Source organism: Zooshikella ganghwensis, assembly GCF_018263875.1.
GTDB classification, from domain to species: Bacteria; Pseudomonadota; Gammaproteobacteria; order Pseudomonadales; family Zooshikellaceae; genus Zooshikella; species Zooshikella ganghwensis.
This window is the reverse complement of sequence record NZ_JAEVHG010000002.1, coordinates 1-13066: the sequence shown is the minus strand read 5'-3', so window position 1 is coordinate 13066 and position 13066 is coordinate 1. Positions and strand designations below refer to the sequence as shown.

Below are 13066 nucleotides of genomic sequence, written 5' to 3'. Positions count from 1 at the left end.
TGAGTGCTCACTGTCATTCCATTATTTTCTGCATTAATTGAAAAGTTATATTTTAATTAAAAAACTTAAGGCAAACATACTGTATGAGTCAGAACAAGACATCATTTCCTAAAAAAACTCGACAAATCTTAAGTGTTGCCATTTCGGCAAGCGTTTTATCCATGCATTCGCTTGCAGATATGGGGCAAACTCAACCAGAGGTCGTTGACTTAATGATTCTATATACTGAGGGAGCCAAGTCTACTGCTGATTCATACGCTAATAATGCAGGTATAAACAAGCGTATTACGGATCTTGTTGAGCAACTGAATGAATTATACCGTATAAATAATGCAAATATACAGCTCAATTTGGTTCACTCTGAATTAACTGCTGACGCAGATACTAAACGTTTGGATAAAATTACAGTAGGTAGTCATTCAGTCTCAATAGTATCGTCTAATCGAGGCATACGTGATTTAAGGGCACAGTATGGTGCTGATCTAGTTTTGACATTAGTATCTGTACCAGAAGCAGTTTATGATGGTACATGTGGTATTGCGACAACAAGTGGTGCTAAAGTACAGGAAGGTCAGTTTTCACTGAGTGATAGAGACAATGCCTATTCAGTTGCTTCTATCGATAAAAATACCTGCGATACCTACTCACACAAAAAAGATAAGACTTTGTTTGATGAAGTCGTGTTAGTTGTTGCGCATGAGTTTGGGCACTCTATGGGACTAAACCATGATGTAAGAACTGAAAAAAATAATTTTAATGCGTCAATTAATGATAATGCGATGAAAAGCTTTTTAAAAGAAGCGCTATTGGAAGTTAAATCAGATGAATATTTGAAAAAGAACGGTAAGCTTCCAAAAAAAGGGAGTATTGTCATAAATGATCCAACATTTGATGATTATAAATTAATTGCTGGTGGACTATATGAATATAGTTTTGGTTATGGGGAAGATGATCTTTTTACTACAATAATGGGGTATACAGATAGTTATGATGCTGAAAATAAAAACTGGTTACCCTATTTTTCTACACAAAACCCTGTAACCTATACTTTTCCATTTTTTAGGTTGGATAGAACAGAGCTTGATAAGCCTGGAGCTGATTGGTCAAAAATATCTTGGCTAAGAGAGGACTGTAGTTCAAGTACTTGTGACTATAATCTAATTCCAGGTAAATATCCTACAACAAAAGTCATAAAACAATTAACGTCTATTGGTAATGCTGACAAAAATACACTTAAAGCAGTTAATCAAGCTTCTAAACAAATTTCAGAGTTCTGTGTTAGTAAAGACCAAACCAGCCAATACCCTTACACTGAACCAAAGGCTGTAAAAGTTAAAGGGATGACGCTAAGAGAGTTTAGCTTGATACATGCATATACTATCAATTTCAATAAAACGCCTTTTTGGAGTAAAGAGTATCCCAAAAGTACAGAAGGATTCTATGGTTGGCAGTCAGAGATACTCGATATTATAGATATTGATGCTAAAAAGCGCTACATGACAGTTTCTACAGTTGATAACACAATGCCAGTGGTTGGTCTAGATTTAACTTGTGCTCTGCAACAAAATGAAACTTATCGATTTGCTGCAGAAGTTCAAGGTGGGTCTGAGGGTGTTGCAGCAATTTGGCTGTACTATGAAACTGCTCAAGATACACAAGACTGGATACTTATCGATTATAAACCAGTGAATCAGGTCGATTGGACGGCATTAACTGGAGATATAAGGATGCCAAGCCAGCTGACTAATGCAAGACTTGTTATTACTGGTGTTTCAGATGGCGTCGGATTTTCCCTGAATGAGTTGAAAGTTCTCACAAAACGTAATTAAGATGTAAGTACTAGATGTAAGTACTAATGGATGCGGTAGATAAGATTTAAACCTCCAGACGGGCTGCTTGTTTAGTTAATACTCTGGCAGCCAGTCAGAGCATGATGTAACTTTAGCAACCAAGTAGGATGTATTCCTACTTGGAATTATTTAATTGCTTATTGCATCGTTTAAGAAATACAAGCATTTCTTTTTCGGCTTGCTTATCACCTTTACTACGAGCGATGGTTATACCTTGCTGGTAAATGTCAGCTGCTTTTTGCCATTCATTTAATTGAACATAACTTTTTCCCAGTAACTTCCATGCTGTTGAGTAGTTTGTGTCATGCTGTAAACAGGCGATGAAATGCTCAATAGCTTTCTCTGGCTGTTGATCGTCCAGATATGCTTTACCTAAGCCGAATCGTAACATCGCATTATCCTGACCTTGCTGTAATAATGTTTCGAGCTGTTTAATCATAAACTAACCTTGGATAAATTAAGTAGGCATATCTGACACTCGGCGTATAATAGCGCTGATTACCTAGAAAGTAACAAGTCATTTAAAGAAAGTAGTCAGGATGTCTATGGATAATAATAGCTATAATAACTTTGTGGACGCTATTCACCACTTTGTGAGTGGTTGGAGTAAGTCACGTACTAAAGGTGAGGTGTTATTAACACACGAATCAGGCGGTGTAATCTGCTCATTCGATACTCCCATTGGTTCAGTAAAGCGTAAGCATGAAGCTTTTATATGGAACCTAAGTGAATTTGACCTACAGTCATTTAAGGCAAGTATTAATGATGAACAGCACTTTATCACGCTCTTTAATCTGGATATGTCAGTACAACAGGAGCTTGATCAGCAGCAGTATTTACCCGTGACTGAAGAGCTGCTGATGTCATTGGATGTGAGTCAGCTGCCTGATCTTTTGCCACAGCATGAAGTTAAAGTGTTAAGTAACAAAGACGAGGTAGTTTGGTTTAATGCACAACGTGGTGAGGATGTTGTTTGTTTAGAACGGTTTAATAAAAATGATGTTGCTATGTACTATCTTTGTGATGGACAAAATCTAATATCATGGGCACGGGCAATTTCTGCAGGGAGTGACATGGTTGTTGATGATGTACAAACGAACCCTAGTTATAGAAGACAAGGGCTGTCTAAACGAATCATGAACCATATTATCTATGATGCCCAGAAGGCTGATTGCCAACACATTCGACTTGCGGCATCAGTATTAGGTCAAAAATTATACTACCACTTAGGGTTTCAATCTGATATTGAGATGTCTGTTTTTTCTTCAGTCAGTTAATATATTTTTAATGAAGCAATAGAAGGATCTTCAATAGTGCATAGTAATTACATAATCCGACCAATGAAGCGCGAGGAAGTTAATATTGCTATTGACTGGGCTGCAAAAGAGGGATGGAATCCAGGGCTTCATGATGCGGACTGTTACTATCACACCGATCCAAACGGTTTTTTTATGGGTTTACTTGATGGTAAACCAATTTCGACATTATCTGTTGTCAAATATAGTGCATCATTCGGTTTTCTAGGTTTTTATATTGTACATCCCGATTATCGACGCCAGGGTTATGGTTTGAAAATCTGGAAATCAGGTATTCAGTATCTATATGGCTGTAATATTGGCTTAGATGGTGTTGTTGAACAACAAGAAAACTATAAAAAATTTGGCTTTAAGCTAGCCTATCGAAATATTCGATTTGAATACGTTGGTGGTGATGACGTATTCGCTAATACCGATACTATTGATCTTTCGACGTTACCATTTAACACGGTTGAGCTTTATACCTGTTCTTTTTTCCCTGAAAAAAGAACAGCATTTTTAAAATCATGGATCAATCAGCCAGATTGTCATGCATTAGGTATTATCCAAAATGATCGTTTAGCTGGTTATGGTGTTATACGTAAGGCTCAAAATGGCTACAAGATTGGACCTCTTTACGCTGATAATCCTGCATTGGCTGATGCTATTTTTGCCTCATTAATACAAGCGGTAGATTTTTTACAACCAGTCTACCTTGACATACCTGAAGTCAATCATGAAGCGCTTAAGTTGGCTGAACGTTATAGAATGGAGAAGGTTTTTGAAACGGCGAGAATGTATACAGGGGAATCACCTACATTACCTCTAGATAGAATTTATGGTGTCACTTCGTTTGAGGTAGGGTAAATAATTAGCAGTTTATAGCAGTGAGCGATTATGATTATTAGAGATGGTATGTTAGATGAGGCATTGTTAATACACAATAATGTGGCAGAGTTAAACAGTATTCATTCAATAGCATATTATTTAAACAGAATAGCATCCCGCCAATATAAACTGTTAGTTGCTGAGGTCTCAGGTAAGCTTGCAGGGTATAAGTTAGGTTATTGGGAGGATATCCAAAATTTTTATAGTTGGTTGGGAGGTGTTCTGCCAGAGTACCGTCGCTTTGGTGTTGCGCAGCAACTCCTTGGAACTCAGGAAGCTTATGTGCGTGAAGTTGGTGGACACCGAATTTGTGTTAAAAGTATGAATAAGTATCCAGGCATGCTTATTTTACTTATTAAAAATGGATACTATATTACTAATGTTGTACCTTCCTCGTCGGGTGAAAATAAAATTGAGTTTACTAAGTCGCTGTAAAAGTCATAAATGGAGCACAATTACAGATAAAATAGTTTTTGGTCGAAAGACATTGTGGAAATGAGTGAAGTGATTTGTTTTTCCCGTACTAGAAGACCACCCTTGGCCTTTACTGCTCCTGGTACTTTCAGCATCTTTTTCGTAACCAAGCCTCCAAGGAAGGTTTAACAGCGCGTTTGAGCATGTTATGCAGACTTTGGGCAAAGGTGTAATTAAATCTAATCAGGTTAGCCTCACAAAAAAATCGTTCGAATTGGGTATAGCAAGAGGATATTGATCTTTAGAAGCTAGTGAGCCATACCCCAAAAAAGCCTTATTTTATGCATGGTCATGGCCCACTAATGTTCATTAAAACACTATATTATGAGTTTACTCCCGATGTTGCTCAATAATTTTGTAGAGAGAGTCTCTAACTACTTCAGCGTGTTTTGGGTTATCTTTTACAGTTTTATAATAGCGTGTGAGTAAGGAATTTATTTTATCACTTCTAGTGCTGTCTTCTACCATTTTTACTTCATTAAAATCAGTTGAGCCATCTAAGGTATTACGCCAAACATCGGCTAAGATATCCCAGAATGCTTGTCGTTTTTCAGCCCAATCAGCTACTGATGCGCATTCATTATCAGGTAAGCGTACTGACCAGATTTTGCCAATTTCTTTAACCAGTGCGTGCTTATAGCCCTCTGAAAACTGTGTTTTAATATTATTCTGCCTTTCAATCCATGAGTTACCATATGAAATAACGGAAGATTGCCGTGACAAGGTATTATAATCACTTCTTCCCATATCACGTGACTCTCTACCTGGTATTGGAGCAAATGCACCACAGTTGAATTCTGAAAATTTATGGCCTTCAACCCAGGTACCTAGGCATTGGTAACGTAGCCCATCATCTAAACTTAGGATCTCTCTGACCCATGGTGCATGGAGTGCACCGATAGGCTCTACTGCCCATCGATCGTTTTCACCAAAGCGGCCCAGATACTTATATCGATACATTGGTTTTTTTCGCCAAATCTCTCCGTGATGACGCATCATAAAAGCTGTATCGCCTCTATGACTATCAGCCTGCATAAAATGTTGTAGTCTTACGTAGTCTTCTCCTTCATCAACAACTTTTATAAGCTCTTTTACCACATATTGGTTAGCATCATAGACTCTTGAGTCCATGGTGTAGTTAGGGTCAACTGCTTCTGTTTCGGCATAGGTATAGTCTACTAAATAACAGCCAGCTAATTGCTTAATTTCTTCAAGGTCAGGAGTAAGGACGTTTGATCGCTGATATGTATTGGCTTGAATGGCTGATGTACTCAGAGAGGCAAACAAAACTGAAAGAACAGAAAGTTGTTTGGGTAGGAGCATTGTTTTCCATAACAATTTCATAATCTCATCCTATTTAATTATGGTCAAGATGACATACTCGGCATGATTATGACTACTTGGCTTCCCAGGCTGGTAGTTAACATCTGATACAGTTATGTTTCATAGGCGTGCCTCCTGCCGTTGGACTTAAAAAACTGCGCGTTGAGTATATCGTTAACTGATCATATAGAGATAAATTTTGCATGCAAGTGAATAATTTACTGAGGTATGTTGTTAATGATCTCATTTAGATAACACTTCTGTGCTATTTGGTCACTCTATACAACCGGTTATAAAACAACCATAGAGTTTGGGCAGGAGTTGAAGTTTATTACCAAATATAAAGTGTTTTGATCTAAATTTTAAACATTACTTTTTGAGTTATGTGTCTTTTTTTTGAACAAAAAAAGGTGGTGTATATTTTGTGCTCAGATTGATAGCTGAAGTAATAATGCTTTCTGTATTTGAATTTGTTGCAAATAAGTTATAATGTACATATATATTTTTACTAAGAAGTAGCTGCGCCATAATCATTACTTTAATGACGTGCAGGCTGTTTATAATGGTGAAAGAAGGCACATGGCTTGTGTTCAAAAAAGTAGTCAAAGATCATTGCTGGTTGTTTGTTCAAAACAACTCTTCTTGTGACCAAAAAAGGAGCTTGTGGTTCTAGTCTTTTTTATAGTTCGTTCTGATTTAGAAAACATGCAGACTGAATAAGGTTGTTGAAGCCTATCTGATTGCTATCCATAATTTCCCTCTATAAGCATTCGATTGTGCGGGGTTATGGTTTTATGAATTTATTTGCAGGTAGCAGAGCAATGCAGGAGCATATAATTGTCACCCTAGGATCTGTGAACACTATTTGAATATCGCTGTTATGACGGTAAAAGCACTCATCTAGGCGCGAAGCGTGAAGTTTAGTGGTTCTAAATGAACAATGAGTAACAACGAGTAGTGCTTTTACCATCATCACCCCTTCGGGCCGAGATTATTTTTCCACCTAGCGGTGTTACAAGTCATTTATATAGAATGACTACACGGCATTCGTTGTACCTTGCTAGGCTAAAAATGTGCTTTGCTAGGCGAAAAAATAGTCTACGGCAGTGGTGATTTAAATAGTATTAACAGGCCCTAGTCATTTATTAATATACCCAGCACTACTTTTATATTAATAAGTCTTTACCACAGTTTTCACGGTTGTAAAATTGCTCAAGGGCCTTATCTCATTGACGGCCGTTTTTAATAGTCCTTCGTTTTATGTATAGCTAGAAAAGAATAAAATGAGCTTTATTTTCAAAGTATGCTTTAAGTATTAAATAGTTACAATTTAAGTGATTAGTTGTCACTGATTATTACATATACCCGTCACGAATCAATTTTTGGGTTTGTTGTCTGTGTTAATAAACCAAGTTATGTCTTAATATAGGATTTTTTGGTTTTATCACTTGACAATCACTTAAAAATACTTCGTTGTGGGTATATTTTGTATTAGAATGAAGTTATTAGGGATTGACATGAAATTAATCTGGGACCACTTCTCTATTCAAGGAAAAGAGTGTCAGGCAGGAAAAAAACAGCTTATAAGTCAGCATGGCTTTACAAAATATTATTGTTATAAGTTAGAGGGTAACTTATGTGAGCTTGCTTTTTTAGATGCAGCTAAAACAGCGTTTAAGCTGATTGATAGTTCATATATTGATGAAAGTAACCAACAAGTTATATGTGAGCTTGCACCTGTAAAACTGAAAGTCCTGGATTTCTCGAAGGATCGAAAACCTTATATAAGTATCAATAAATATATTAGAGACCTAATAAATGTTAAAACTGATACTCAAAACTCACTTTGCTTATATATATTGAAAGCTGATATTGATTGCTATCAACTAATAGTTCAAGGAAATGCTGCGTTATTTTCTGATGAAGCATGTGTTTGTTATGTTAAAAATGTGCTTGCTATTTATGATGCATCTTTCCGAGAAGTGCCATATAGCCCAGTTACTAATCAAATTAACCTAGGTTTGGATCATAGTTATAAAAAATATTGTGACTGGTTAAGTAATGATGACGTACCAGAGGCATCATTGGCGAATCAAAGCACGATGAAATCTGAGTTTTTACATTATAAGTCGTTCTCAAGTAATAAAAAATTCAATATATTACATGTGTCTATTAATAGTGACACATATAAGCAAATACAAGAGGCAATTAGATTACTGGGATTAAATTTACAGCAAATAACGGTGCTGGCGTTAGCAATATACTTACATAAAATAAGTCATAAGCAATATATATCTGTAGGAGCACACCGAGGCCATAAATTAAACACGTCTACCGCTAATAGAATATATGAAAATGAAGAAGAAGTTGTACCGTATTCGTTGAATATCACTTCGTTAGAAAGCCCTCAAACGTTAGCGAAGCAAATGGCTGATACAGAATGTGGTAATTTTGAAGGAAATTATACGCCGTTTGATACAATTGTATTTGACACAAGTGAACTTGACTCATTTCATTATAAAAATATAAACGTTATTCCAATAACTCAGTGCACTTTAAGTTATTCTACACCAGTACAGTTACAATGTAATGTGGCCAGTGATAAGAAGCATGGTACGCTCACTCTTTGCTATCGGTCTGATGTGTTCAATAGTACTGAGGCAGCGTCATTTGTTGAGAGCATTTTTAATATTATTACAAATATGTCTGAGGAGACAGGGCTACCTCTTTCTAAAATCGATTTTTTAACAAAAAAAGAGTTAGCTTTGTTAGCACAGTGGAATAATGCAAGTAAGAGCGTAAATACTCCTGATTTAAATGAACAGCAAGTGATGAGTATACATCAGCTGTTTGAAAAACGAGCTCGTTTAACGCCTCATGCAATAGCAGTCGCTGATGATACTCAGCAATTGACGTATCACGAACTTAATCAGTTATCTAACCAGCTTGCTCGTTACTTAATTCAAAAGGGTATAGAGCCTGGGTATAGCATTGGTATCTGCTTAGAACGGTCTGTCAATTATGTTGCTACCATTTTGGCTATTTTAAAGGCTGGTGCCGCATATGTGCCGCTTGATCCAACCTATCCTGCTGATCGATTAGCTTACATGATTGAGGATTGTCAATCTTCATGTGTGATTACTGAGTATGCACTGTGCCAACAGTTAAACCTTTCTAAGCAAACAACAGCAGATACACTATTGCTTAGCGAGGCTTTACAACAGTGTCAGCATTTTTCTGTAGACAATATATCTGCTGACGATAGAGCCATTGGAGCATGTGATACTTATGCATCAGATAACTTAGCCTATGTTATTTATACTTCAGGTTCGACAGGTAAACCAAAAGGGGTCGCTGTTTCTCATCGTAATTTAGTAAGTTCAATTTTAGCCCGGCAATCTTTTTACCAGAACCCTGTTGTGGCACATTTACTTATTTCTTCATTCTCATTTGATTGTACGGTTGCAGGTATTTTTTGGACTTTACTCGATGGTGGTAAATTATATATTGCCCAAGATGTTTATGACTTATCATATTTGGTTGATAGCATTGAACAGCAGAATATTAGCCATTTATTAGTCTTGCCTTCACTATATCGACAGTTATTAGATGAAGCAGAAGCTTACCAGCTTAGATCGCTACAAGTTACAATAGTGGGTGGGGAGAGTTTTAGTTATGAATTAAAAAAATTACATTTCTCAAAAATTAACAGTAGGCTTTATAATGAGTATGGCCCTACAGAAGGTACTGTATGGAGTACTTCTGCAGAATTATTTGATGATAACAACCCTTTAATTACTATTGGCCGTGTTGCACCTCATATCAATGCTTATGTTTGCTCACAGGAGAATCAGCTGTGTCCAATTGGAGTGGCTGGTGAGCTATTGATTGGAGGAGCAGGGGTTGCGAAGGGTTATATTAACAATGAATCACTGACAAAGAAAAAATTTATTGAAAAGCCCATTGAACTTAATGCTGAAGATGGCATTTTGTATCGCACCGGTGATTTAGTTAAATGGCTGCCAAATGGTGAACTGGAATTTATTGGGCGGGTTGATGACCAAGTTAAAATTAGAGGTTATCGTGTTGAGTTAGGTGAAATTGATAACAGCCTTCGCAAACATCAGGACGTAGCAGAAGCAGTCACTATCGCTATACAAGATACTTATCTTAATAGCGATCAAAAACATTTGGTGAGCTACATTATGGCAGTAGATAAACAAAAGTATGCTACTGCCCAACAGAAAGAACACCTTACAGATGCGGTTATTGATTACCTCAATCAATCATTACCAGATTATATGGTACCCAGTAATATCTTGGTACTTGATACATTCCCATTAACTGCTAATGGTAAAATAGATAAAAAATCATTACCAACACCTGAGTTTGGTATATCGTCTGCTGAAATAGATGTTAACTATGTTGCCCCTCAAACAGGTACAGAAGAAAAACTCGTTAGTCTTTGTCAACAGGCATTGGGTAACCATGTACAAATTAGTATAGCTGCTAACTTCTTTAAAATGGGTGGTAACTCGCTTTCGTCAATGAAACTATTGTCACTCATAAAGAAAACATTTGCAGTAAAGTTAACGGTTAAATCGATATTTCTCGCTAATGATTTATCTTCTCTTGCGGATGCAATTGATAATTGTGTAAAACAAGAATGGGATGATCGTATTTATCCTGTTAAAAGCCTAAATCCTTCGCCATTATCTTATTCTCAGCAGCAATTATGGGCAATTAGTCAAATGGAAGGAGGAAGCAGTCACTATCATTTACCCTTAGTACTGCAGCTGAATGGAAAACTATCACAGTCAAGCTTAGTCAAAGCACTGACGATGATTATTGAGCGTCATCAAAGCTTACGCACAGTGTTTTTGAGTGAAAATGGTCAAGCTTATCAGAAGGTAATACCTTTGCCTGTTGAGTTTAACTTACCTATTACTGATTTACGTGGTATTGAAAAAATTAAACAACAGCAAACTCTTTCTGAAATACAACAGCAAGAAGCCACCACTGAGTTTAATTTGCATCAGGACTTAATGTTACGTGGGCACTTGATTTTGTTAAATGAAGATCAAGCTCAATTATTATTAACAATGCATCATATTGCAGCAGATGGTTGGTCCTATGGTATTTTAATTAATGAACTTAATAAGCTGTATAATAGTTTTTATTTAAACCAGACACCTACCTTATCTGATCTTCCTGTTCAATACTCTGATTATGCGCATTGGCAACGTAAAAAATTAAATGATTTAAGTACAATCCAATCACAAATAAATTATTGGAAAACGCAACTGACAGGTATTCCTGAGCTTCATAGCCTACCTTTGGATAAGTCAAGGCCAAGTCAGCAACGTTATTGTGGTAGTGTCTTATCATTTAAAATCAATAAAGAATTAACAACGTCATTACAACAGTATTGTGAACAACAAGGTGCAACATTATTTATGGGGCTCTTTGCGTTGTTTTCAGCATTACTCAGTCGCTATAGTCAGGAAACAGATATTACCATAGGTACTCCTACCGCAAATCGTGAAGCATCGGATGTTGCTGAATTAATCGGTTTTTTTGTAAATACTTTAGTGTTGCGAGCTGATTTAACAAGTAATCCATCATTTAATGAGTTAGTTCTACAGTGTCGTCATACTTCACTTGAAGCATTTTCTCATCAGCAAGTGCCTTTTGAATTATTGGTTGATGAACTGAAGCCAACACGTAGCTTAAGTTATCAGCCATTATTTCAGGTAATGTTGGTGTTACAGAATAATAGGCAAGAACAGTATCAACTGGCAGATCTCAATGTATTGCCACTGCAAACACAAACGAGTCGCGTAAAGTTTGACTTAACATTAAATATTGAAGAACAGGTTGATGGTTTAACTCTGGACTGGGAATACAACACAGATCTGTTTGACGCGGCCACCATTACTCGTTTAGCGACCCACTTTAATCAGTTACTGCTGGCGGCGCTTGAATCGCCAACACGACCTATTACCCAGTTACCTCTGCTGACAGCACACGAACAACACCAGATGTTCCAGGATTGGAATCCCCAACCGATTGACTTGCCTTTTAAAACCGTGGCGCAGAAGTTTGCCTTGCAGGCACAGGCGACACCGGCAGCCACGGCGGTGGCGTGGCATGATGACGTGCTGAGTTACCAGCAATTGGATACGCAGGCGAATCAGCTTGCGCACTATTTAATTAGCCAGGGGGTACCGCCTTGTAGCTTAGTGGGTGTTTGCCTACCGCGTTCATTCAATATGGTCATAGCGACCTTAGCGATTTTAAAAGCGGATTGTGCGTATGTACCGTTAGACCCCCAGTACCCAGAAGACCGATTACGCTATTTGCTGAGTGATAGCCAGGTACGTTGGGTGCTGACGGAGCGTGGCCTGGAACAACAACTGCCACTGACGGATCAGCAGGCCGTGCGGTTAGACAGCCCAGAACTACAAAGCACCTTGGTGAGCTACCCGACAACCGCCCCTGTGGTGTCAGTGGATGAGCACAGTGCTGCCTATGTGATTTATACCTCCGGTTCAACAGGGCTGCCGAAAGGAACTGTAGTACCGCATCGCGGTATTTTGCGGTTGGTATTGAATAATTCTGCGGTTCCTGTGGATCAGCAGACTGTGATGTTGCAAGCGGCGTCGGTGACTTTTGATGCGGCGACCCTGGAGCTATGGGGGCCCCTCCTTAATGGTGGACAGGTGGTGCTGTATCCGGAAGAGGTTGTGGCCCCGGCCCAGTTAGCCACCTGCATTCACCAACATCAGGTCAATACGATTTGGTTGACGGCAGGTTTGTTTGATCAGTGGGTGGCTGCTGAATTGCCCGCCATGCCCAGTCTGCGCTATGTATTGACTGGCGGGGATGTGGTTTCGCCACAGTCGGTGGCCCGCTGTTATCAGCAGTATCCCCAGGTGACGGTGATTAATGGTTATGGACCCACAGAAAATACAACCTTTACCTGCTGTTTCCCGATCCCTAAAGACTGGCCGGCGACGCAGCCATTACCCATAGGTAAACCGATTGGCAATACCCAGGTGTATGTGTTGGATACGCATCAGCAGCCTGTACCTGTTGGGGTGGTGGGGGAGTTATATGCGGGTGGAGAGGGGGTCGCGTTAGGCTACTTAAATAATCCAGCGCTCACGGCAGAAAAGTTTGTTGAGCACCCCTTGCGTGTTAAGGGGCAGGGTAGTGATAAACCTCAGGCGCGAC

At 38.3% G+C, this 13066-nt stretch carries 7 protein-coding genes; 5 read left to right on the top strand and 2 right to left on the bottom strand.

The features are described 5' to 3' along the window. The first annotated feature begins 83 nt into the window (after positions 1-83). Positions 84-1829 carry a zinc-dependent metalloprotease family protein gene (locus tag KHS79_RS03995; RefSeq protein WP_212716871.1) on the top strand — a complete coding sequence of 582 codons (1746 nt, stop codon included), beginning with the start codon at positions 84-86 and terminating at the stop codon, positions 1827-1829. 136 nt (positions 1830-1965) lie between these two features. Here KHS79_RS03995 and KHS79_RS03990 read toward each other — a convergent pair whose 3' ends face one another. Further along, on the bottom strand, positions 1966-2289 hold the full coding sequence (locus KHS79_RS03990) for a tetratricopeptide repeat protein (protein ID WP_212716869.1): 324 nt from the start codon (positions 2287-2289) through the stop codon (positions 1966-1968). Positions 2290-2395: 106 nt separating this feature from the next. Here KHS79_RS03990 and KHS79_RS03985 point away from each other — a divergent pair, with 106 nt between their 5' ends. From KHS79_RS03985 to KHS79_RS03975, 3 genes are read left to right on the top strand one after another with little or no spacing between them, the layout of a single operon-like run. Beyond that, the gene (locus tag KHS79_RS03985; protein WP_212716867.1) at positions 2396-3127 is read left to right on the top strand and encodes a GNAT family N-acetyltransferase; all 732 of its coding nucleotides are present in this window, start codon (positions 2396-2398) and stop codon (positions 3125-3127) included. Between the two features lie 36 nt (positions 3128-3163). Then, positions 3164-4012, top strand: a complete 849-nt coding sequence (locus KHS79_RS03980; protein WP_325167582.1) for a GNAT family N-acetyltransferase — start codon at positions 3164-3166, stop codon at positions 4010-4012. Between the two features lie 30 nt (positions 4013-4042). Beyond that, positions 4043-4468 (top strand): GNAT family N-acetyltransferase, encoded by a 426-nt coding sequence (locus KHS79_RS03975; RefSeq protein ID WP_212716865.1) that lies wholly within the window; start codon positions 4043-4045, stop codon positions 4466-4468. 369 nt (positions 4469-4837) lie between these two features. Here the strand turns inward: KHS79_RS03975 and KHS79_RS03970 are convergent, their stop codons facing one another. Further along, complete coding sequence (locus KHS79_RS03970; protein ID WP_212716863.1) at positions 4838-5851, bottom strand: DUF6607 family protein; 1014 nt, start codon at positions 5849-5851, stop codon at positions 4838-4840. 1496 nt (positions 5852-7347) lie between these two features. Between KHS79_RS03970 and KHS79_RS03965 the strand changes: the two genes are divergently transcribed. Beyond that, positions 7348-13066, top strand: a 5719-nt coding sequence (locus KHS79_RS03965; protein ID WP_212716861.1) for a non-ribosomal peptide synthetase, incomplete at its 3' end; no start/stop codon positions are given.